Raw genomic sequence first — 22,419 nt, 5'->3', positions numbered from 1 at the left:
CGGGACGGGTCCGGTCGTCGGCCGGCCCCGTCCTTCCGCCTACGACCCGGAAGCGAGCCGCTCACGGGGCAGCTCTCCTGAAACCCGCGCGGCCGGTCGGGCGAAGCCGATCCAGTGGTCTGCCGTGGCCAGAAGCGCGAGCCGTCGGACGGCGTCCGTCTCGGTCACGACCTCGGCGATGAGGGCGCGGACTTCTTCACGAACGGATTGAAGCAGGGGCGTTTGCGACATGGCGACCGATAGTCTTCGGGCTCGCCGAAGGTTGCTCCGCCCCGGCGAAAATTGTTCGCTCAGCGATCAAGCGTGTGGCGCTCGTCGCCTCTGAGGTCTGACAGGATCAGCCTGACGATGCCGGGATCACTGTGGAAGACTAGGGCGCTGAGCCGGATGGCGTCCGCCAGATCGACCGCAGGCAAGGGGTCAGTGACCTGTCGGCCGTCGGCGTCAGTCAGGAACAGGCGGTACACGCCCCCGACTGCCATGAACTGCGTCGGCTGTCCGTCGGCTTGCGGTCATTGAAGGTCAGGCACTGTGCGCAGAGACGGGAGACGCTGGCCTCAGGGGCGGAAGAGGATGGTTCGGGCGAATTGGATGTCCTGCGGACCCGGCGCGACGGAGGCGTCCTGCACCAGGGCGATCGCCGCTTCCCCGAACCCGGGATCCGGGTAGGTCTCGCCTGGCGCCTTGCAGTTCTCGAACCGACCGCTGGCCCGCGCGTACACTCCAGGGTCACCGTCACCCTCGACAGAATCGGCTCCTGGACCCGGCCCCGCGCGATCGGCGGTTAGGGCCGGTTGATCCGGCGGCGCACCTGTCGGGCCGGCCCGGGACCGTTCCTTCAGGGCGATGGATGGACCGCACTGCAACCCTGCCGGTGTGCTGGATGGCGGGCGCGGACGCGATCGCTTACACGGTGCCACATGGCTTATCGTCTGGCTCTCTTCGACTTCGATGGCGTCCTCGCCGACAGCGCAGGCTGGTTCAGCGCACAGCTGCCCGACCTGGCGTCGCGTCATGGCTTTGTCGCGCCGGACGCCAAGGGGCTGGAACGGCTTCGACGGCTGCCGTCACGACAGATCCTCAAGGAATTTAAGGTCTCGCCCCTGCGTCTGCCGGCGATCGCTGCCGACCTGAGGCGGAGGATGGCTGCGGACGCCGCCTCCATCCGCCTCTTCGCCGGCGTGCCCGATCTGATGTCGGACCTGCGGGACGCGGGCGTCCGGCTGGCCGTGGTGAGCTCCAACAGCGAGGCCAATGTGCGGGCCGTTCTGGGCGCGCAGGCTGGCCTGATCTCGGCCTATAGCTGTGGCGCGGCCCTGTTCGGCAAGTCCACGCGGTTCCGCCATCTGCTGGGACGCTACGAACTGGATGCGGATCAGGCCTGTGTGGTGGGGGACGAGGTGCGCGACATTGAGGCCGCTCACAAGGCCGGACTGCCGGCAGCGGCAGTGGGGTGGGGCTATGGGGCGCCAGAGGCGCTGGCCGCCGCCGTACCGGATTTTCTGGCGCGGTCCCCTGAAGAGCTGCGACAGTTCCTGACGCGGTGAGGCCAGGCGTTTTCCAAAAACGAACACGAGCTGCCGGGAGTCGGAAACCGACAGTCCGGACCGACGGACAGGCGTAAGGACCGTTCGCATCGAAGATCAGTCCACCGCTTGCGAAGCCAGGCGGGCGGCAGGCTATTCAACGGAGGGCCGGATGGCGTTTTTTGTTTTCCTGGAGACCGATATCCTGGAGCCGCCCAGAAGGGAGCCTCTGGGCGCGGAGACCCGTGAGGACGCGTTGGAAGAGGCGGCGGCCGTGCTGGCGCTGCGCCCACACGCCCTGAAGGCCCACGTCTTCGAAGACGCGACGGCGGTTGGAACGGTGCACCGTCCATAACCGCACGCATAGAGGTCGCGAACCGGGACACGCCATCGCCGGTCGAAAACCTGAACGCGCCGCGAGGATGATCTCCCGGCGGCCGGTCGGGATCAAAGCGCCCGGGGCAGCCGGACCGTGAAGGTGCTGCCCTGTCCCGGGCCGTCGCTTCGCACTGTGATGTCACCCTTGTGCAGCTGGACCAACTGACGGACCAGCGCCAGGCCGATGCCGAGCCCCTCGGCCGAGCGTCCGTCGGGTCCGGGGGCCTGGGTGTAGAGGTCGAAGATACCGGCCTGCAGTTCGAGGGGAATACCGACCCCGTTGTCCGAGACCTCAAAGACGACGGTGTCGGCCTCCAGCCGCGTGGCCAGGCGCAGGGCGCCTTCGGGCGGGGTGTATTTGGCGGCGTTGGTGAGCAGGTTGCTGAGAATCTGGGAGACGCGGGTGAAGTCGGCCATGATCCAGGCGGCTTCAGCCGGGCCCTCCACCTCCAGGCTGTGGCGACCCGCCGTCACCTTGGGTCGGCTGGTTTCGACGGCCGAGTCCAGCACGGCCTGGACCGACACCCGCTCGAGCCGCAGGTTGATCTTGCCCTGATCAATCCGGGTGACGTCCAGCAGGTCCTCGATCAGACGGGAGAGGTGATGAACCTGGGTGGTCATGCGGGCGCGGACCACCATGGCGGCATCGGCCCTGGCTTCGCGCTCCAGCAGCTGGAGCCCCGCCTGCAACGCCATCAGGGGGTTGCGCAGCTCATGCCCCAGAACAGCCAGAAACTCGTTCTTGCGTCGGTCCGCAGCGGTCAGGGCGGCGGCGTGGGCGTCCAGCGCGTCACGCTGGCGCACCACCTCGCGGCGGTAGTCGTAGAGATCGATGAAGACCTCGGCCTTGCTGCGCAGGACATCCGGCTCGATCGGCTTCTGGATGAAGTCCACGGCCCCGGCTTCGTAGCCCCGGAAGCGGCGCTGCCGGTCCGCGCTGCCCGCGGTGACGAAGATGATCGGGATATGACGGGTGCGGGTATTGCCGCGCATGAATTCGGCCAGCTGGAAGCCGTCCATCCCCGGCATCTGCACGTCGAGCAGGGCGAGGGCCACGTCGGTGTTGAGCAGGATCTCCAGCGCCTCGTCGCCTGACAGGGCCTTGAGCACCTCCACCCCTTCGCGGCGCAGCAGGGCCTCGAGGGCGAGCAGGTTCTCCTCCAGGTCGTCGACGATCAGGACGGCTGCGGGAGTCGGGGCGGGGAACGAGGCAGGGGTCATCCGGCGCTCCAGTCGGCGAGGCGGGCGGTCAGGGCGTCGAGCGAGAAGGCCTGCGCGGTCGGGCAGGCGGCCAGGGCCGCTTCCGGCATGGCTGGGGCGGCGGCCTGATCCGGGTCCTGGACCAGGGCGAGGCCGCCGGCGCGCGCCACCGCGGCCAGGCCGGCGGCGCCGTCATCATTGGCGCCGGTCAGGATCACACCGGCCAGGCCGGCGCCCCAGGCGTCGGCGGCGCTTTCGAACAGGACATCGATGGACGGGCGGGAGTAGTGGACGGCCTCGTCGGAGGACAGGGCCAGGTCGCCGCTCTGCTCGACCAGCAGGTGATAGTCGGGCGGCGCGAAATAGACCGTACCCGGCAGGGCCGGCTCCTTGTCCTCCGCCTCCTTGATGCGCAGGCCGCAGCGCGCCTGCAGCAGGGGCACCAGCATATTGTCCCGGTCGGGCGGGACATGGACCGCCACCAGGATCGGCGGGCTGTCCACGGACAGGGTCGGCAGGAGGGCGAGCAGGGCCTCGACGGCGCCGGCGGAGGCGCCGATGACGATGGCCGAGCGGGGCCGGTGGGGGGGCGGGGCAGGGGCGGGGGCGTCGGTCATGCGGCCTGCTTCCGGTAGATCTTCTCGTCGCCGACGAATTCGGTGAAGGCGCGGGCGTGGCTGGAGAAGCGCAGGCTTTCGCGCGAACCCAGACCGAGGAAGCCGTTGCGGGGCAGGGTGTCGTGGAAGAGGCCGATGGCCCGGTCCTGCAGCTCGCGATCGAAATAGATCATCACATTGCGGCAGGAGACCAGCTGCATCTCGGCGAAGACGGCGTCGGTCACCAGGCTGTGGTCGGAGAAGACCACCCGTTCGCGCAGGCTCTTGTCGAACACCGCCCGTCCGTAGTCGGCCGTGTAGTAATCCGACAACGAGGAGCGCCCGCCGGACTTCTGGTGGTTCTCGGTGAAACGCCGGATGCGGTCCATGGCGTAGACGCCCGCCTCGGCCGCGCGCAGCGCCTCGGGATTGATGTCCGTGGCGTAGAAGAGGGTGCGTTCGTACAGGCCCTCCTCCTTGAACAATATGGCGAGCGAGTAGACTTCCTCGCCATGGCTGCAGCCCGCCACCCAGACCTTCAGTGACGGCCAGGTGCGCAGGTGGGGGATGACCTTCTCCCGCAGGGCGCGGAAATAGCCCGGATCTCTGAACATCTCGCTGACCTGGACGGTCAGATAGCCGAGCATCCGCGACAGCATGCCGGGCTCGTGCAGCAGGGCGGCCTGCATGGCCGAGAAGCTGGCGAAACCCATCTGGTCGCGGGCCTGGGTCAGGCGGCGCTTGATCGACGCCCTGGCGTAATGCCGGAAGTCGAAATGATAGCGCTGATAGAGCGCTTCCAGCAGCAGCTGGATTTCCAGGTCCTCCAGGCTTTCCGGCATGGCTCAGCGAGACATCCAGACGCGGACGAGGGACAGCAGCTTGTCCACGTCCAGCGGCTTGGCCATGTAGTCGTTGGCGCCGGCCGCGAGGCAGCGCTCCTGGTCGTCCGGCATGGCCTTGGCGGTGAGCATGAGGATCGGCAGCTTGCCGAAACGGCTGTCCTCCCGGATCCGGCGCGTGGCCGTCAGGCCGTCCATCACGGGCATCATCACGTCCATCAGCACCAGGTCGATCTCTTGCGAAGGGTCGGATGCGGCCGCCTCGAGCCGGTCGAGCGCCTCCTGTCCGTTGCGCGCGATGTCCACCAAAGCGCCCTTGGGCTCCAGAACGTTCGTCAGGGAATAGACGTTGCGCACATCGTCCTCGACGATGAGAATTCTCCGACCCTCCAGAACCGCGTCGCGGTTGCGGGCCTTGCGGATCATGCTCTGCTGCTCGGGCGGCAGGTCCGAGACGACCTGGTGGAGGAAGAGTGAGACCTCGTCCAGCAGCCGCTCCGGCGACTTGGCGCCCTTGATGATGATGGAGCTGGAATAGCGGCGCAGCTGCTGCTCCAGCTCCGCCGAGAGGTCCTGCCCGGTATAGACGATGACGGGCGGATAGGCGTGCTCATGGTCCCGGCTGAGGGTCTCCAGCAGGCCTGTGCCCGAGGCATCCGGCAGGCTCAGGTCAAGGACCATGCAGTCGAAGGTCTGTTCCGCGAGGGCGGCCAGACATTCGGCGGCGGATCCGACGCCGACGGTCTCGACCTGATCGGAGGCGAGCAGGGCCTGGACCGCCTCGCGCTGGACCTGATCGTCCTCGACCACCAGGACCCGACGCACTGTGCGCTCAAGGGTCTTCTCGAGGCCCGACAGCACCTCGGAGAGGTCTTCGCGCTTGACCGGCTTGAGGGTGTAGCCGCGCGCGCCGAGCGCCAGGGCCGTCTGGCTGTGGTCTTCCGCCGAGACGATATGGATCGGGATGTGGCGGGTTTTGTCGTCGCGCTTGAGGCTGTCCAGGACGGTCAGGCCGGACTGGTCCGGCAGGCCAATGTCCAGGACGATGGCGCTGGGCGAATGGCGGCGCGCCAGGACCAGGGCATCCTCGGCGGTCCCGGCGACCAGGCACTGGAAGCCCAGTTCGCGCGACAGGTCGCGCACGATACCGGCGAACCGGTCGTCGTCCTCGATCACCAGGAGCAGCCGGCGCGAGCCGGTCAGGGCGTTGCGGTCGTCCTCGATGGCGCGCGGCATGGGGGCAGCGCGTGCGGTCGTCTTGGGGGCGCCGGCGGCCTTGGGCGTGCGGGTGGCGCGGGCCTGCGGCGCGGGAGCCGGCGCCTGGGCCGCGGGCGCATAGGTCTGCGGCAGGCTCAGGGTGAAGGTGGATCCTTCGCCGGGCGCGCTGCGCAGGGCGATTGATCCGCCAAGCAGGCGCGCCAGCTCGCGCGAGATCGACAGGCCGAGGCCCGTGCCGCCGAAGCGCCGGCTGATCCCGCCGTCGGCCTGCTGGAAGGCCTCGAACACGCCGGCCTGCTGGTCCGGCGATATGCCGATGCCGGTGTCCTCCACTGCAAATCGGACCGAGTCGCCGTCGGCCGTGATCGCCAGGCGCACGGAGCCGGCCTCGGTGAATTTGCAGGCGTTCGACAGGAGGTTCTTGAGGATCTGCTCCAGCCGCTGCCGGTCGGTCTCGAGGATGTCCGGGACATCGGCGTCGATGCTGATCGCCAGGTCGAGGCCGCGTTCCTCCGCCACCGGTCGGAAGAGCTGATCCAGGTCCGTGGCGACGCGCTGCAGGGACACGCCCTCGGGGCGCACCTGGATGTGGCCGGCCTCGATCTTCGACAGGTCGAGGATGTCATTGATCAGGGTCAGCAGGTCGTTGCCGGAGGACTGGATGGTGTTGGCGTAGCGGACCTGCTCCTCGCTGAGGTTGCCGTCGGCGTTGTCGCCCAGCAGCTTCGAGAGAATGAGAAGGGAGTTGAGCGGCGTGCGCAGCTCGTGGGACATATTGGCCAGGAAGTCCGACTTGTACTGGCTGGCCTGCTCGAGCTGGTCGGCGCGGGCATTGAGTTCGGCGCTGGCGCGTTCCAGGTCGTCCTTCTGGGTCTCCAGGGTCTGGGCCTGTTCCTCCAGCTGGCTGTTGGTCTGCTCCAGCTCGACCTGCTGCTGTTCCAGCCGGGCCTGGGACTCCTTCAGGGCGCGGCTCTGTTCCTCCAGCTCCTCGTTGGAAACGCGCAACTCCTCGCTCTGGACCTGAAGCTCTTCGGCCTGGCGCTGGGTCTCCTCCAGCGCGTTCTGCAGGTCCGACCGGTAGCGGGCGGAGCGCAGGGCCACGCCGATGGCGTCCTCCGCCTCGGTCAGCAGTTGCAGCACCAGCGCGTCGGGCTCGTGCAGGAAGCCCAGTTCGATGACGCCGTTGACCACGCCTTCCGCGCGCGTCGGGGCGATGACCAGGTGGCGGGGCGCGCCTTCGCCCAGGGCCGAGCCAATGGTCAGGAAGTCCTCCGGCACGTCATGCAGCAGGGTCGGGCGACCGTCGGCGGCGACCTGGCCGAGCAGGCCTTCGCGCAGGCGGAACTCGGTGGGGATGCGCGCGCCTGTTGGCGCGCCGAGCAGGGCGGCGCGTCGGAAATGACCGGCCTCGCCCTTGAACAGGGCTGCGGCCTGGGCGCCGACATAGCGGGACAGCCAGGCGAGGACGGCGGCGGACAGCTCTTCGATGGTGAGGTCGCCGCCCATGGCCTCGGTCAGGCCCACCTTGCCGGTCTGCAGCCAGTCCTCGCGTGTGCGGGCCCGTGCGCTGCGGCGGATCAGCAGGAAGACCGCGATCGTCAGGACGCCGCCGAACAGGGCGGAAAGGAGGCCGCTGACCAGGGCGGTGCGGTAGGCGGTCTCCATGTCGACCAGCCATTGCTGGCGCTGGCGCAGGACTTCCGCGCGGATGGCCGCGATCTGGTCGCGGATGGCGTCCATGTCCGTCTTGCCCTGATCGGTCAGGATGATGGCGCGCGCGGCGTCGAGGCCCTCGGCGCGGCGCACCGCGACGATGCGGGCCAGTTCGCCCATCTTGGAATCGAGATGGCGCTTGAGGGGATTGATGGCGCTGCGTTGACGCGGATTGTCGGCGGTCAGTGAAACCAGGGTCTCGAAGCGGTCCGTGACGAGGGGCTGGGCCCGTTCATAGGGGGCGAGATAGCGGGCGTCGCCGGTGAGGACGTAGCCGCGCTGGCCGGTCTCCGCATCCTGGACGGCGCTGAGCAGTTCGTCGGCGGTCACCATCACCGTATGGGTCTGGATGACCCGCTGGTTCGTGGTCCGCAGGTCGGAGACATTGGCGTAGGCGATGAAGCCGCTGACGACGAAGAAGAGCAGGACAGCCGCGAGGCCCGCCGCGGTCCAGAGCTCTAGGCGTGACGGGCGGACAAGGCTGCGGGTCTTGCTCGAGAACATGCGGACTCATCGTGTGGTTGAGGAGGGGACCTGCGTAGCTTCCGGGGGCGATTAAGCAAGGTCTGATTGTGTCGCGCCGTCGAGGCGCCGCCTCAGGCGCCGGGGCGGGACGACGTGTCGTTCGCGCGGGTCAACAGGAAGAAGAAGGGGGCGGGCATGTCCCGGTAGTCCATCAGGCCCAGGACCCGCATCGCGTCAACGGACCGGAAATGGTCGATCACAGGGAGGTCGTCGTAGATCATCGCCGCCGAGGATAGGCCGCCCCGGTCCACGGACCGCAGGCGCGCCCGCGGGGATCTGGTCGCCAGCAGGGGCAGGATGGCCTGGACGAGCCTCCGGACCGCCGGTCGCCGGGCGAACGCCGGCGGATGCAGGGCCAGGGCGGACGGCAAAAGACCCGGATCCACCGCGTGCAGGACACCCCGGCGTTCGAAGAGCAGCGGATCGACGCGATCAACATCGTGGAACCGCTTGCCCCACCAGCCGAGAGGGCCGAGCACGTCGTCGAACGGATGGCGGGTGGGGAGGGCCTCGCCCTTCCAGGCGCCCAGGAGATCCTGCGGCATGACCGGGGGCAGGCGGTCGAAGAGCGCCTCGGCGTCCAGGGGCGGGAGCCCGTCGCGCCGCCAGGCGGCGATCCGGGCGTCAGGGGCGTCGGTGACCATGGGCGTCGAACGTCGCGGTCGATGGATCGATCCGCCGAAGAAGACCGCGGGGTTCAGGGCAGGCCACCGGACGGGCGTCCTTCGGTGAAGGGAACCGGCTCGGGCGCGTTCGGTTGGTCCCGTATTACGGAGATGACCATGACCGACGCCAATTCACCCGATCCGACCCCGACTGATGACGACACCGCATGGCCGGACACAACCGAGCCGCGGAAGGACAATGAGCCGTCCGACGTCGACCGGATCATCGAGGAAAACACCTCGGTCAACGGGATCGACCCTGACGCCAGTTGAGCGACCGCGCCGATCGAAACCCGGCCGGGAACGGCGGACCGGTCGCGGCGTTCGTCTCGCATGAGCCGGATGAACCTGCACCCCGTCGAACGCGCCTTCGAGATCGCCAGGGCGGGCGCCTGCCGCAGCCGCAGCGAGATCGCCCGTGCGATGGAGCGCGAAGGCTACACCATGGCCGACGTCAACCAGCTCGAGGGCACGTCGCTGACCCGGCAGCTGAACGACCTGTGCAAGCAGGCGAGGGTGCAGTCGCAACACAACGTCGACGGCCCCCGTCAAGCCTTGGCGCATTGATCCAGACGGCGCGGCCGGAACACCGGCGAGACACGCCGTCAGGCGACCTCGACCGCAGGTTTCGGGGAAGCGTCTTGAGGGCGCGGCGGCGGGTCCGGGCAGGGAGCCGCTGCAATCTTTCAGAAGCGGTTGGCCAACGCGCGCCTGCGTTTTTCAAGCGCGGTGACGGCAGGGACGCCCCTTGCGGCTATGAGCGGCGGCCCAAGGGAAAGGGCCGCCGCCTTTCGTTCGGCGATGTGCAACCGCGAACAGGCTTGGCGGTTAGCCTGGCATGACCCGTCCTACCCAAAATCGGCTAGACCGCGAGACCTGGGGTATCGTCCTGCTTGCGGGCCTCGCCCTGGTCGTCGCAGCGCTTCTGATCTTCGCTGTCCTGCAGCCTGGCCGGACCGCGGCCGACGAGAAGGCGTCGGCCGAGGCGGTGCAGCAGATGGACCGCGCCCAGGCCCGTGACACGGCTGCGCGCCGGGAGGCGGAAAAGAGCCGGCGCTCCGAGTTCGACTAGGCCCGGTGCGAAGGGATCGTTCGGCAGGCGGGGCGTCCCTTGTCGGGCCTTACCCGGCCGGCCGCCGGCGGCTTCTCCGGTGAATGTGCAGCTTCAACCGGCGCTGCTGATGTTCTGGAAGCGCGGCCGCGCCCCCCGTCGCGCCGTCGCGAGTCCGGCGTTGGCGTCGACAGGGCAGCTGTTGTCACCGGCAGGGCTTGCCGCCACCATGGGCCGTCGACTTCCGCCGAGAACCGCCCATGCCCAAGATCGCGCCTGCCGATCAGACCGAACTGCTGACCGATCCCCCGAGCACCGAGCCCGCGACCCACACCGTCCTGTCGACCCTGCGGGAGCGAATTCTGACCGGGCAGATCGCGCCGGGCGCCCGGTTGCGCGCCGAGGCCCTTGCGACGGAGATGAGTGTTTCGCGCACGCCGATCCGCAGCGCCCTGGCGGTGCTTTCGGCGGAAGGGGTCGTCCAGTACAGCGTCAACCGTGGCTATATGGTCCGGTCGGTCACCATCGGCGACATTCTCGCATCGATCGAGGTGCGCGCGGCCCTGGAAGGCACCGCGGCGCGACTGTCCGTCGAGTACGGCTGGGAACCGTCACAACTGGATCTCCTGACCGAATGCATCACGAAAGGGCGCGCCATCGTGGAGCGCGGGGTCTGGTCGGCCGAGATCGAGGCCGAGTGGTATGAACTCAACTGGATCATCCATCGCGCCATCAACATCGCGGCGCGCAACCCCGTGCTGCGCAACGCCATGCGGATGACCATCCTGGCGCCCGTGACCGGGGACGTCATCCGAACCTCCCCGGTGGTGGCCGCCCAGGTCCCCCAGCGACTCCGGCAGATGCCGTCAGCGCCCCCGGAGCATATCCGGCGCTCACAGGATGATCATGAGGCGATCCTGGCGGCGATACGGGCCGATGATCCGGACGCGGCCGAGCGCCTCATGACCGCCCACGTCATGGCGACCAAGGTCAGGGTCCATGCCCTGGCGACGCTTCGCTGAACGGGTGGTTGGTCCGCGCATCCAATGTTGCGTGACTTTGCATCCAATCTGTTGACGTCTCGTATCCAGTCTGAATAACCTCCCTGAACTGACCGGTCTGACCGGCGGATAAAAACACGACCCAGGGAGGGCGACATGGACTTCAACAGCCGCAAGGCGCTGGCGACCGGTGTCGCCATGGCGGCCCTGATGGGCGCGGGCTCGGTGTGGGCGCAGACCGCGCCGCCGTCGCAGGAGGCCGGGACGGCGCTGCTTGACGAGGTCATCGTGACCGCGCAGCGGCGCAACCAGCGTCTTCAGGACGTGCCTGTCACCGTCACGGCGTTCGGCGCCGAGGAGCTGGAGCAGGCGCGCATCAAGGATGTCGACGATGTGGCGACGCGAACGCCCGGCCTGCAGTTCGACGCCTTCCCGGCCTCGCAGCCGCGCATCGCCATCCGCGGAATCGGATCGACCGACCGTGGCGCGGCGGGCGACCCCAGCGCGGCCGTCTTCCTGGACGAAATCTATCTCGGCCGTCCGGGGATGGTGGCCTTCGACGCCTTCGACATCGAGCGCATCGAGGTGCTGAAGGGCCCCCAGGGCACGCTCTATGGCCGCAACGTCGTGGGCGGCGCGATCAATGTGGTGACCCAGCGCCCGGACCTGGACGCGCTCGGCGTCTCGACCGAGACGACCGTGGGCAACTATGGCCGGCTGGAAGGCGCGGCGGTTCTGAACGCGCCCTTCGCCGACGGCCGGGCGGCCGTGCGGGCCAGCGGCAGCTGGCGCACCCACGACGGCTACACCGACAACAGCTTCACGGGCGGCGCTGTCGACGACCAGGACACGCTCAGCGGACGGCTCCAGATCGCCGCCGAACCGTCTGACACCGTGCGTCTGTCCCTGACCCTGGACGGCACCCGGGACCGGGCCGCCGGCCCCGCCAACCGGGTGCTCGACCTGGACGAGAGCGATCCGCTGTCGGCGTTCTGGACCCCCAACCGTGACCGCGACAGCTTCGCCGGGTCCACCGACGGCTACCAGAACCGCGACACCTGGGGCCTGCGGGGCGAAGCCGAAATCGACCTGTCGTTCGCCACCCTGACCTATCTCGGCGGCTACCGGAACCTGGACTACAGCACCGCCTATGATTTCGACGGCGGCAATCCGGCGACCAACTTCATCCAGATCTCCGGCGGCAATGACGAGCAGACGGACGCCTCCAGCCACGAGCTGAGGCTGTCGTCCCTGCCGGGCAGCGCGATCCAGTGGGTGGCCGGCGTCTACAACTACAACAGCGACGTTCACCGCCTCGACACCCTGATCCTCGATCTGGGCGGGGAGGGGACGGAGACCTACACCCAGGACGCCGAGCTGAGGAGCTATGCGGTGTTCGGCGATGTCACCGTGCCGATCGGTGATCGCTTCTCGCTGATCGGGGGGCTGCGCTATTCGCAGGATGAGAAGGACTACCGGATCTCCAATACCGCCGGGGACTCCGTGTTCCGGGGCGATGAGCTGTTCGACGTCTCGGCCTCGGCCAGCTTCGACGCCCTGACCTGGCGGGTCGGCGCCGACTACGAACTGGCCGACAATCATCTGCTGTATGTGATGGTGTCGCGGGGCTTCAAGAGCGGCGGCTTCCAGGACCTGCCGGGCACCGCCGAGGAGGCGGCGGATCCGTTCGAGCCCGAATACGCGACCCAGTACGAGATCGGCCAGAAGAGCGTCTTCCTGGGCGGGCGTCTGACCTGGAACAACACCCTCTACACGATCGACTACACGGACCTCCAGACCCGCCGGACCCTGCCGAACGGGGCCGTGGTCACCGATAACGCGGGCGCGGCGACGATCAACGGCTATGAGACCTATCTGAGCTGGCGGCCGTTCGGCGGCGCGCGGATCGTCGCCGGCTATGGCTATACGGACGCGACCTTCGACGACTATTTCGTTGATGACACGACCAACTATGCGGGCAACCGGATTGCGCGGGCGCCGAAGCACAAGCTGGTGCTGTCCCCGTCCTATGACTGGGACCTGGCGGACGGCGCGACGATCCGCGCGGCGGTCGACTACCGCTACGAAAGCCTGATCTACGAGGACAACTCCAACACCGGGCCCGAGCGGCGCGAGCCCACGAACATCTATGACGCCCGGGTCATCTACACGCCGGCCTCCGACCGCTGGTCCGTGTCGCTGTGGGGCAAGAACCTCTCGGACGAGGTCACCCGGTCCTTCCAGGGCGCCTTCCTGGGCGCGAATTTCGGCGCCTATGCCCCGCCGCGCACCTATGGTCTCTCCGTCAACTGGAGCCTCTGACGACGCCGGTTCCTCGTCTCTCCCGGCGAGGGCCTGATTTCCTGAGCCTCTCGGCCTGCCGGTTCGCCGGCGGGCCGCCTTTTTGAAAGCCGCGCCGTGACCCTAACCGCCCTTCAGAATCCGGCCTTGCTGGGCGCGGGGATGATCCTGACCTTCATGGTCCTGATCATGGCCCGGCGGCTTTCGGCGATCACCGCCCTGATCCTGGTTCCGGTGATCTTCGGCCTCCTGGCCGGCGCGGGGGCCGGGCTCGGCGAGATGATGGTCGGGGGGGTGACGGCGCTGACGCCCACGGCGTTGATGCTGGCCTTCGCCGTCCTGTATTTCGGGATCATGATCGACGCCGGCCTGTTCGATCCCCTGGTGCGGTTCGTGCTGCGGACGGTGGGGGACGACCCGGTGCGCGTCACCATCGGCACGGCGCTTCTGGCCACCATCGTGTCGCTGGACGGGGACGGCGCGACCACGGCCCTTGTCACCATCTCGGCCATGCTGCCGGTCTATCGCCGCCTGGGCCTCAACCCGCTGATCCTGGCGCTTCTGCTGGGGCTGGCCACCTCCGTGACCAATCTCATTCCCTGGGGCGGCCCGACGGCGCGCGCGGCGACCGCGCTCGGCATTGACCCGGCGCTGCTGTTCCTGCCGATGATGCCGACAATGCTGGCGGGCACGGCCTTCGCCGTGTTCGTCGCCTGGCGCATGGGCCTGTCCGAGCGCAAGCGGCTGGGCGCGCTGACGCTGCAGCCCCTGCCGCTGGGCCCCGCGCCCGAGACGGAGGTGATGGCCGAAGACGGCGATCCCGAGCCGCACGCGGACGTGCGTCGCCCGAAGCTGTTCTTCTTCAACCTGGCGCTCACCCTCGGCCTGATGGCGGGCCTGCTGCTCGGCCTGGCGCCCTTGCCCGTGATGATGATGAGCGCCTTCGCCATCGCCATGATCGTCAACTACCCGAGCCTGAAGTCCCAGCGGCAGCGGATCGCCGCGCATGCGGAGAATGTCGTGAACATCGTGCTGCTGATCTTCGCCGCCGGCGCCTTCACCGGCATCCTGCAGGGGACCGGCATGGTGGAGGCCATGGCGGCTGCGCTGGTTTCGGCGATCCCGCCGCAACTGGGGCCCTATTTTGCGCCGATCACCGCCCTGGTCAGCATGCCCCTGACCTTCTTCATGTCCAATGACGCCTTCTACTTCGGCATCCTGCCGGTGCTGGCCGAGACGGCCGGCCACTACGGCGTGCCGCCCGAGGCGATCGCGCGGGCGTCCCTGACCGCCTTGCCGGTGCATGCCATGAGCCCGCTGATCGCGGCCATCTACCTGGTGTGCGGCCTGCTTAAGGTCGACGTGGGCGCGGCCCAGCGCTTTTCGCTCAAATGGGCCGTCATGGCCTGCCTGGTCCTGATCGCGGCGGGGCTGGCGTCAGCCGCCTTCCCGTTCAGGGTCGGTTGATCGGCCCCGATGACGACCGAGGCGGACGCGGGGGCGCCGGCGCCCCGGCCCGGACCGCGAGCCTGGGCCGGGGTCTGGACCTGGGCGGGTCTGGTCGCGGTGTCCATGGCCCTGGTCCTGGTGCTGCAGGCGGTCCGCGCGCCGGCCGCCCTGCTGCTGGGACCGATGGCGGCCGGCGTGGCCTTCGGCCTGAAAGGCGCCGTGATCCGCCCCTCGCCGCTGGCGTTCGGCGCGGCCCAGGCCCTTGTCGGCTGCCTGATCGCCGGGTCGGCGACGGCGGGGTTCTGGAGCGGGGTTCTGGCCCACCTTCCCGTCTATGTCGCGCTCGCCGCCTCGACCCTGGCGGTCACCCTGGCCTTTGGCTGGGTGATGGCGACCCGGGGCTGGCTGCCGGGAACGACGGCGATCTGGGGACTGGCCCCCGGGGCCTCCACCGCCATGGTCCTGATGTCCGAGGCGTTCGGCGGCGACCGGCGGCTGGTCGCCATGATGCAATATCTTCGCCTGCTCCTAGTGGCGCTCCTGGCCATGGGACTGGCCCAGCTGAAGGGCGCGACGCCCGGTCATCCGCCGACGGCCTGGCTCGCACTCGGCGACCCCGCCGCCGTCGCGCTCACCCTGGCCTTCGCCGGCATCACAGGCTGGGTGGGCAAGGCGTCACGCCTGCCGGCCGGGATCTTCCTCGCGCCAATGCTGGCGGGCTCGGCTCTGCAGGCCCTGGGCGTGCTCAGTCTCGAGTTGCCGGTGCTGGTCGCGGCGTTCGCCTACGCCATGATCGGATGGAGCATCGGACTGGGCTTCACCCGCGACGCCCTGGCCTACAGCGCCCGACTACTGCCGCGGATCCTGGCGACCCTCGCGGCGCTGCTCGCCTGCTGCGGGGGACTGGCGATCGTGGTCAAGCTGGCGACCGGCGTCGACTGGCTCACCGCCTGGCTCGCCACCAGTCCGGGCGGAACCGACACCATCCTGATCATCGCCACCGCAACGCCGGTCGACCTGCCCTTCATCCTCGGCGGGCAACTCGTGCGTTTCCTGATGGTTCTCGCGATCGGCCCCCTGCTGGCGCGCAAGCTTGCGCAGCGGCTGTCCCCCGATCAAACCCGGTCGCCGGTGGCCGCTGACCTTCCCCGAAACCCGATCCGCCGAAAACGCCCATGACCGCTGAAATCGCTCCTGCCGCTCCGCTCGCCACCCTGACGGACATCCAGACGCTGGAGCGCGCCGGCTGGCCCTCCGACCTGCCGACCTCCACCTATGGCCTGCTCCAGGCCTCCGCCCTGCGTTTCGGCGACCAGCCCGCCGTCTCCTTCTTTCTGGAAGCCGCCAGCCATCGCCGGCTGACCACCCTGGGGTATCGGGATCTGTTGCGGGAGGTGACCCGGGCGGCGAACCTGTTCCACCGCGTTGGGATCGGGCCGACGGAGGTGGTGGCCCTGGTCCTGCCCAATCTGATCGAGACCCATCTCTGCCTGTGGGGCGGCGAGGCGGCCGGCGTGGTCTTTCCGATCAATCCCCTGATGGAGGCCGAGGCGATCGCTGATCTCCTGAGGGAGTCCGGGGCCGTGGCGGTCGTGACCCTGGCTCCGTTCCCGGGGGCCGACCTCTACGACAAGGTGGCCGCCGCGGTGGCGTCCGCGCCGCGTGTCAGGACCGTCGCCCTGGTGGATCTTGCGCCCCATGTGAAGGGCCCGAAACGCTGGGCCGCCCGTCTGGTCCAGGCCGGGATGAAGCGGCGATCCGCGCGCCTGCGGCCCGGGGTGGACGTCGTGGATTTCGGCCGGGCGCTCAAGCGGGCGGCGGGCGACCGCCTCGAGAGCGGGCGGACCATCGGCGCGCATGACACGGCCTCGATCTTCGGCACCGGCGGTACGACCGGCGCGCCCAAGCTGGCGCGCCGCACCCACGCCAATGAGGTCGCCAACGCCTGGATGGCGTCACGCATGATCGTCTCGGGCCTGGGGCCGGGCGCGACCTTCTTCGCCGGCCTGCCGCTGTTCCACGTCAACGGCGCCATGGTGACGGGCCTGTCCGCCTTCCTGCTCGGGACCCATGTTCTGATCGGAACCCCGCAGGGGTTCCGCGGCGCCGGCGTCATCGACCGCTTCTGGGAGATGGCCGCCCATCATGGCGTCACCGCCTTCAGCGGGGTGCCCACACTGTTCTCCGCCCTGCTGCAGAGGCCCGTGGCCGGGCACGACCTCAGCCGCCTCGCCTTCGGAATCTGCGGCGCCGCCCCGATGTCGCCGGAGCTGCTGGATCAGTTCCAGCGCACGACCGGGGTGAAGGTGCTGGAGGGTTATGGGCTGACGGAAGCGACCTGCGTGGTGTCCGTGCACGCCCTGGCCGGAATCCAGAAGATCGGCTCCGTCGGCCTTCCCCTGCCGTTCCAGGCGGTCCGGATCGGTGAATCGGACGGCGAGGGGGTGATCCGGCGGCTGGCGGACCCCGGCCAGGTCGGCGCGGTCCTGCTGCGCGGCCCCGACGTCTTCCAGGGCTATACGGATGTCCGGCATGAGCACGGCCTGTGGGTGGAGATCGGCGGCGAACGCTGGCTCGACACGGGCGATCTGGGCCTGATCGACGCGGACGGCTTCCTCTGGCTCAAGGGGCGGACGAAGGATCTGATCATCCGCGGCGGCCACAATATTGATCCCGCCATGATCGAGGACGCCTTCTACAGCCATCCCGCCGTGGAGCTCGCCGCGGCCATCGGCCGGCCCGATCCGCACGCCGGCGAGGTTCCGGTCGTCTACATTCAGCTGAAGCCGGGCGCGACCGTCGATCCGGATGAACTGGCGACCCACGCCGGCGGGCGCATCAGCGAACGGGCGGCGCGGCCGAAGGCGGTGCATCTGATCGAAACCATGCCGTTGACCGCCGTCGGCAAGGTGCACAAGCCGACCCTGCGCCGGCTTGACGAGGAAGACCTCCAGGCGGCGAATGGCCCGGTCGGCTGAGGGGCGTCCGGGCGCGCCGGGGTCAGTCGCGGAAACCCGGGTCGATCCGGTCGAGCTTGCGCAGCAGGGGGGGCCAGGCGACCCGTTCGGCGATCATCTTCGACTGGGGAGAGCGGGCCTGGGCCCTGACGGTCTCGATCGCCTCGGCGGACGGATCGTTCAGGGCGGCGCGGCCCGCCGCCAGCATCAGCACCTGGGCCTCGCAGGCGCGCTCGAGGAAATACATGCGAACGAAGGCCTCCGCGACGCTCGAGCCGACGGTCAGTGTGCCGTGGTTGCGCAGGATCAGGGCGTTCCGGTCGCCGAGATCGGCGACGATCCGCTCACGCTCGTCCAGCGCGTCGGCGATGCCCTCGTGGTCGTGATAGGCGATGTCGTGATGGGCGATCATGGCCGTCTGGGTGTGGGGCAGCAGGCCCTCCTTCATCGCCGACACGGCCTGACCGTGCGGCGTGTGCAGATGGATGACCGCCTGGGCGTCCTCGCGCGCCGCGTGGATCGCGGAGTGGATGACGAAGCCCGCCCGGTTCACGGCGCCCGGACCGTCGCCGACCTTGGCGCCGTCCAGATCGATCTTGACCAGGCTGGAGGCGGTGATCTCCTCGAACATCAGGGTGTAGTCATTGATCAGGAAGTGGTGTTCCGGCCCGGGCACGCGCGCCGACAGGTGGGTGAAGATCAGGTCGTCCCAGCCGTGAAGCGCGACCAGCCGGTAGGCCGCCGCCAGATCGACCCGCGCCGCCCACTCCTCGGGCGACACCTGGTCGCGCAGGTGGGGGGCGGTCTTCAGAAGCGCAGTCATCGTCGGTTCTCCCTGGGTCAGGCGCGCAGGGTAGCGAGGGCGGTGACCGGGATTGTCGCTGAGGCGACAATCGCCGAGGGTGCGGCGCGATGACCCCGAGCCCGCCCTGGATCGCCCTGATGCTGAAGGATCCGTGGTTCGGGGCGATCCCGGAGCCGCGCCGGGCCGCCCTGCTCGGGGCCGCGACGGTGGCGACCCGGCCGGATGGCGCGCGGGTCTATGCGACGGGCGACCCGCCGAACGGCCTGTGGGGCGTGATCGAGGGGCGGGTGCGGCTGCTGGACTATCCGGTCGCGGGGGCGGAAATCCTGGTGCAGAGCCTGGGGCCAGGCGCCTGGTTCGGGGAGTTGTCGACGCTGGACGCCGGCCCGAGGCCGCAGGACGCCGTCGCCTCCGGGCGCACGACCCTGCTGCACATCCCCGATGCGGCCTATCGGCGCCTCGCCGAGACCCTGCCCGCCCTCCATCACGATCTGGCGCTGCTCGCCTGCGCCCATCAGCGCGCCGCCCTAGCCTTCATCGGCCAACGGGTTGTGCAGGCGCTGCCGGCCCGGGTCGCGGCGGCCTTGCTGGGCGCGGCGCAGGATGTCGGGCGCGAACCCCTGGCCATTCGCCAGGCGGAACTGGCCCTGATCGTGGGGGTCAGTCGCCAGACCCTGAACCGAACGCTCAGGGCGTTCGAGCAGGCGGGCGTCATCCGAACCGGCTACGCGCGGATCGAGGTCCTGGACCCGGATCGGCTGAGGCGTCTGGCCGGCGCTGACGCCGCCTAGCGGATCGCGGCCGCGATCGCCCTGCCGCAGTCCACGGTGCCGAGCGGGCCGCCCAGATCGCGGGTTCGCAGGCTCTGGTCCGCCAGGACCTGTTCGATCGCGGCCACGATGGCGGCGGCCGCCTCGTGTTCGCCGAGATGGTCCAGCATCAGGGCGGCGGACCAGATCTGCCCGACCGGGTTGGCGACGCCCTGGCCGGCGATGTCCGGCGCCGAACCGTGCACCGGCTCGAACAGGGACGGGAAGGTCCGTTCGGGGTTGATGTTGCCCGCCGGCGCGATGCCGATGGTGCCGGTGCAGGCGGGGCCCAGGTCCGACAGGATGTCGCCGAACAGGTTGGAGGCCACCACCACGTCGAACCAGTCCGGGTGCTGCACGAAATGGGCGGTCAGGATGTCGATGTGGTATTTGTCCCAGCGCACCTCGGGGTAGGACGGCGCCATCGCCTCCACCCGCTCGTCCCAGTAGGGCATGGTGATGGAGATGCCGTTCGACTTGGTCGCCGAGGTCAGGTGCTTTTTCTCGCGCCTCCGGGCCAGGTCGAAGGCGTATCTGAGGATGCGATCAACCCCCGTCCGGGTCATCACGGTTTCCTGCATGACGATTTCGCGGTCGGTGCCGGGGAACATCTTGCCGCCGATGGACGAGTATTCGCCCTCGGTGTTCTCACGCACGACATAGAAGTCGATGTCGCCGGGCTTTCGGCCGGCCAGGGGGCTGGGGACGCCCGGCATCAGCTTGACGGGGCGCAGGTTCACATACTGGTCGAACTCGCGCCGGAACTGGATCAGCGAGCCCCACAGGCTGATGTGGTCCGGCACGCTGTCGGGCCAGCCCACGGCGCCGAAGAAGATGGCGTCATGGCCGCCGATCTGCGCCTTCCAGTCGTCCGGCATCATCTGGCCGTGGGCGAGGTAGTAGTCGCAGGAGGCGAAGCCGAACTCGTCGAAGGCCAGGGTGAAGCCGTAGCGGGCGGCGGCGGCCTCCAGCGCCCGCAGCCCCTCAGGCACGACTTCCTTGCCGATGCCGTCGCCCGGGATGACCGCGATGCGGTAGTGACGATCCTGGGTCATGTCGGCTCCGTGGGCGAGGCGGGCGGTCCCTCAATAAGGATCGCCCTGAAGTCGTTGACGTTGGTGCCTGTCGGTCCTGTGACGACCAGGCCTCCAACGCTGTCGAAGAAGCTCCAGGCGTCGGTCCGGGCCAGGGCCTGCTGCGGGGCCAGCGCCAGCGCCCGCGCCCGGTTTAGCACGTCGGGGCCGATCCGGGCCCCGGCGTTGTCCTCGGATCCATCGACGCCGTCGGTGTCGGCCGCCAGGGCGTGGACCCCGGGCTCGCCCCCGAGCGCGAGCGCCAGGGCCAGGAGGAACTGGGTGTTGCGCCCGCCGCGCCCGGCCCCCCGCACGCTGACGGTGGTCTCGCCGCCGGACAGGATCACGCACGGCGGCTGGACAGGGCCTTCCCCGGCGAGGATGCGCCGGACCAGCGTCGCGTGATCGACCGCGACCGCCTCGGCGGCGCCCTCGACGTCGCCGCCCAGCACGACGGGGGCGTAGCCATGCACCCGCGCGACCACCGCCGCGGCGGCCAGGGCCTGGTCCGCCGTCGCGATCAGCCGCAGGTCCGGCGGATGGGCCGGGTCCGGTCCGGGCGTCTCCGACCGGGGATCCGCCAGCCAGGTCTGGACGCTTTCCGGCGCGTCGAGGGCATGCCGGGCCAGGATCTCCAGCGCCTCCGCGCGGGTGGTCGCGTCGGGAAGCGTCGGGCCGGAGGCCAGAACCGAGGGATCGTCGCCGGGGACATCCGAGATGGCCAGGGTGACCAGCCGCGCGGGTCGGGCCAGTTCGGCCAGACGCCCGCCTTTGACCGCCGAGATATGTTTGCGCACGGTGTTGATCTCGGAAATCGTCGCTCCGCTGCGCAGGAGGGTGCGCGTCACCGCCTGCTTGTCCGCCAGGGTGATCCCCGGGGCCGGCGCGCACATCAGGGCGGAGCCTCCGCCGGACAGGAGGCAGATGACCAGGTCATCGGCGGTCAGGTCGTGGAGCTGTCCGACCAGCGCCCTCGTGGCCGCCACCCCGGCGGCGTCGGCCACCGGATGCGCGGCTTCCAGCACCGTGATGCGGGACGGCGAGGAATGCGGCCCATGGGGAACGATGACCAGGCCGGACAGGGGGGCCGTCCAGTGCGCCTCGAGCGCACAGGCCATTTCCGCGGCCGCCTTGCCGGCGCCCACGACCACGGTGCGGCCCGCGGGCGGGGATGGAAGGCGTGACGGCAGGACGAAGCGCGGCATGGCGGCGGCGACGGCGACATCGAACAGATGCCTGAGAAGCCCTTGCGGCGAAAGATCTGCGCCCGGATCGGGCTTCATGATCCGACCGCGCCGCGCCCATCGGCGACCACGCAGGCCGCGGGCGGGGCGCCGCCGTCCAGGACGGCGACCACGCTCATCGCCGCGACCCTGTTGGTCCGGTCGAGGCCTTCGCGGGACGAGGCCGCGGCGTGGGGCGTCGCGACGACGTTGGGCAGCGCCAGCAGCGCCTGGCTGACCGGACGAAACCCGGGATCGCCTTCGCTGATGAAGGTGTCCAAGCCGGCGCCGGCCAGCCGTCCGGCCTTCAGGGCCTCCAGCAGGGCCTGGTCATCCACCAGCCCCCCCCGGGCCGCATTGATCAGAAAGGCCGAGGGTTTCATCCGGGCGAGTGCGGCGGCGTCGATCAGGAAACGGGTGTCGGCGGTCAGCGGCGCGTGCAAGGTCACATAGTCGGAACGGGCGAGCAGGTCGTCGAGGCCAGCAGGCGTCATCCGGCCCTCGGTGTCCTCCACGTCGAAGGCGGGGCTGTGCACAAGGATCTCCGCTTCGAACCCCTGCAGGCGTTGCGCGACGCTGCGGCCGATCCGGCCCAGGCCGATGATGCCGACAGTCTTGCGATAGAGGTCGGAGCCTATGAGGATCGACCAGTCGTCGGCAAGCATCCGGTCCTGGCTTTCACGGAACCGGCGGCCGAGCGCCAGCATCATCGCGATGACATGATCCGCCACGGACGCATCATTTCCCCCGGCCGCGATACAGGCCACCCGGCCCAGATCCCGCACCGCCTGGAGGTCGATCCGCTCATAGCCGACGCCCCTGCGCGAGATCACCTGCAGGCGGGGCAGGGCGGTGAGCAGTTCCCGGGTGACGCGGGCATGGCCGACGATCCAGCCGTCGGCGCCGGCCAGCAGCGTCTCGAGCTCGGGCAGCGTCAGGTCGCCGTCGCCGCGGCCTTCGGGCAGCGTCGCGATGACGACCTCGCAACCGTTCTGCTCAAGGCAGGCGATCGAGGCGGGGTCGAAAAAGCGCTGGGTGACGACGACGCGGCGAGGGGCGGTCATTCCGGGCTCCGGAAAGGCGGCGG

21 protein-coding genes are annotated in these 22,419 nt (G+C 69.5%); 11 read left to right on the top strand and 10 right to left on the bottom strand.

All coding sequences use genetic code 11. The annotated features are described in order from the left end of the window. Positions 1-290: 290 nt before the first annotated feature. Complete coding sequence (locus ACFQQC_RS16035; RefSeq protein WP_376863525.1) at positions 291-482, bottom strand: hypothetical protein; 192 nt, start codon at positions 480-482, stop codon at positions 291-293. A gap of 438 nt (positions 483-920) precedes the next feature. Between ACFQQC_RS16035 and ACFQQC_RS16030 the strand changes: the two genes are divergently transcribed. Together ACFQQC_RS16030 and ACFQQC_RS16025 are read left to right on the top strand one after the other, a co-directional pair. Then, a complete protein-coding gene (locus ACFQQC_RS16030) occupies positions 921-1,547 on the top strand; it encodes an HAD hydrolase-like protein (RefSeq protein WP_376863524.1) in 627 nt (208 codons plus the stop codon). A 151-nt stretch (positions 1,548-1,698) separates the two neighbouring features. Next, positions 1,699-1,881: a hypothetical protein gene (locus ACFQQC_RS16025; RefSeq protein WP_376863523.1), complete on the top strand. Its 183-nt coding sequence runs from the start codon at positions 1,699-1,701 to the stop codon at positions 1,879-1,881. Between the two features lie 92 nt (positions 1,882-1,973). Here ACFQQC_RS16025 and ACFQQC_RS16020 read toward each other — a convergent pair whose 3' ends face one another. The 5 genes from ACFQQC_RS16020 to ACFQQC_RS16000 form a co-directional block, all read right to left on the bottom strand. Further along, positions 1,974-3,125: an ATP-binding protein gene (locus tag ACFQQC_RS16020; protein WP_376863522.1), complete on the bottom strand. Its 1,152-nt coding sequence runs from the start codon at positions 3,123-3,125 to the stop codon at positions 1,974-1,976. Next, positions 3,122-3,721, bottom strand: a complete 600-nt coding sequence (locus ACFQQC_RS16015) for a chemotaxis protein CheB (RefSeq protein WP_376863521.1) — start codon at positions 3,719-3,721, stop codon at positions 3,122-3,124. The genes ACFQQC_RS16020 and ACFQQC_RS16015 overlap by 4 nt, the downstream gene beginning before the upstream one ends. Beyond that, positions 3,718-4,542, bottom strand: a complete 825-nt coding sequence (locus tag ACFQQC_RS16010) for a CheR family methyltransferase (RefSeq protein WP_376863519.1) — start codon at positions 4,540-4,542, stop codon at positions 3,718-3,720. The genes ACFQQC_RS16015 and ACFQQC_RS16010 overlap by 4 nt, the downstream gene beginning before the upstream one ends. A 3-nt stretch (positions 4,543-4,545) precedes the next feature. Continuing rightward, complete coding sequence (locus tag ACFQQC_RS16005; protein WP_376863518.1) at positions 4,546-7,977, bottom strand: response regulator; 3,432 nt, start codon at positions 7,975-7,977, stop codon at positions 4,546-4,548. Between the two features lie 92 nt (positions 7,978-8,069). Further along, entirely contained in the window at positions 8,070-8,642 is a 573-nt protein-coding gene (locus ACFQQC_RS16000) for a GXWXG domain-containing protein (protein ID WP_376863517.1), read from the bottom strand. A gap of 138 nt (positions 8,643-8,780) precedes the next feature. On the opposite strand from ACFQQC_RS16000, the gene ACFQQC_RS15995 reads away from it, so the two are divergent. From ACFQQC_RS15995 to ACFQQC_RS15960, 8 genes are all read left to right on the top strand, one after another. Beyond that, the gene (locus ACFQQC_RS15995) at positions 8,781-8,936 is read left to right on the top strand and encodes a hypothetical protein (RefSeq protein WP_376863516.1); all 156 of its coding nucleotides are present in this window, start codon (positions 8,781-8,783) and stop codon (positions 8,934-8,936) included. 60 nt (positions 8,937-8,996) lie between these two features. Beyond that, complete coding sequence (locus ACFQQC_RS15990; RefSeq protein ID WP_376863515.1) at positions 8,997-9,230, top strand: hypothetical protein; 234 nt, start codon at positions 8,997-8,999, stop codon at positions 9,228-9,230. Between the two features lie 271 nt (positions 9,231-9,501). After that, positions 9,502-9,735 (top strand): hypothetical protein, encoded by a 234-nt coding sequence (locus ACFQQC_RS15985; protein ID WP_376863514.1) that lies wholly within the window; start codon positions 9,502-9,504, stop codon positions 9,733-9,735. A gap of 239 nt (positions 9,736-9,974) precedes the next feature. Further along, entirely contained in the window at positions 9,975-10,736 is a 762-nt protein-coding gene (locus tag ACFQQC_RS15980) for a GntR family transcriptional regulator (RefSeq protein ID WP_376863512.1), read from the top strand. A gap of 135 nt (positions 10,737-10,871) precedes the next feature. Continuing rightward, positions 10,872-13,037, top strand: a complete 2,166-nt coding sequence (locus ACFQQC_RS15975) for a TonB-dependent receptor (RefSeq protein ID WP_376863511.1) — start codon at positions 10,872-10,874, stop codon at positions 13,035-13,037. A gap of 96 nt (positions 13,038-13,133) precedes the next feature. After that, positions 13,134-14,483, top strand: a complete 1,350-nt coding sequence (locus tag ACFQQC_RS15970; protein ID WP_376863509.1) for a CitMHS family transporter — start codon at positions 13,134-13,136, stop codon at positions 14,481-14,483. Between the two features lie 9 nt (positions 14,484-14,492). Then, positions 14,493-15,644 carry an AbrB family transcriptional regulator gene (locus tag ACFQQC_RS15965; protein ID WP_376863508.1) on the top strand — a complete coding sequence of 384 codons (1,152 nt, stop codon included), beginning with the start codon at positions 14,493-14,495 and terminating at the stop codon, positions 15,642-15,644. Next, on the top strand, positions 15,641-17,443 hold the full coding sequence (locus tag ACFQQC_RS15960; RefSeq protein WP_376863507.1) for an acyl-CoA synthetase: 1,803 nt from the start codon (positions 15,641-15,643) through the stop codon (positions 17,441-17,443). Before ACFQQC_RS15965 ends, ACFQQC_RS15960 begins: the two co-directional genes overlap by 4 nt. A 22-nt stretch (positions 17,444-17,465) precedes the next feature. Here ACFQQC_RS15960 and ACFQQC_RS15955 read toward each other — a convergent pair whose 3' ends face one another. Then, complete coding sequence (locus ACFQQC_RS15955; RefSeq protein ID WP_376863506.1) at positions 17,466-18,245, bottom strand: class II aldolase/adducin family protein; 780 nt, start codon at positions 18,243-18,245, stop codon at positions 17,466-17,468. Between the two features lie 89 nt (positions 18,246-18,334). On the opposite strand from ACFQQC_RS15955, the gene ACFQQC_RS15950 reads away from it, so the two are divergent. Beyond that, positions 18,335-19,018 carry a Crp/Fnr family transcriptional regulator gene (locus ACFQQC_RS15950; protein WP_376863505.1) on the top strand — a complete coding sequence of 228 codons (684 nt, stop codon included), beginning with the start codon at positions 18,335-18,337 and terminating at the stop codon, positions 19,016-19,018. Here the strand turns inward: ACFQQC_RS15950 and ACFQQC_RS15945 are convergent. From ACFQQC_RS15945 to ACFQQC_RS15935, 3 genes are read right to left on the bottom strand one after another with little or no spacing between them, the layout of a single operon-like run. Then, positions 19,015-20,091, bottom strand: coding sequence for a tartrate dehydrogenase (locus tag ACFQQC_RS15945; protein ID WP_376863503.1), 1,077 nt, complete (start codon positions 20,089-20,091; stop codon positions 19,015-19,017). The genes ACFQQC_RS15950 and ACFQQC_RS15945 overlap by 4 nt on opposite strands. Continuing rightward, a complete protein-coding gene (locus ACFQQC_RS15940; protein ID WP_376863502.1) occupies positions 20,088-21,392 on the bottom strand; it encodes a glycerate kinase in 1,305 nt (434 codons plus the stop codon). Before ACFQQC_RS15940 ends, ACFQQC_RS15945 begins: the two co-directional genes overlap by 4 nt. Continuing rightward, positions 21,389-22,396 carry a phosphoglycerate dehydrogenase gene (locus ACFQQC_RS15935; protein ID WP_376863501.1) on the bottom strand — a complete coding sequence of 336 codons (1,008 nt, stop codon included), beginning with the start codon at positions 22,394-22,396 and terminating at the stop codon, positions 21,389-21,391. The genes ACFQQC_RS15940 and ACFQQC_RS15935 overlap by 4 nt, the downstream gene beginning before the upstream one ends. Positions 22,397-22,419: the final 23 nt, after the last annotated feature.

It is taken from the genome of Brevundimonas sp. GCM10030266, assembly GCF_042666595.1.
Taxonomy (GTDB): Bacteria; Pseudomonadota; Alphaproteobacteria; order Caulobacterales; family Caulobacteraceae; genus Brevundimonas.
This window is presented reverse-complemented; position numbering and strand designations above follow the sequence as displayed.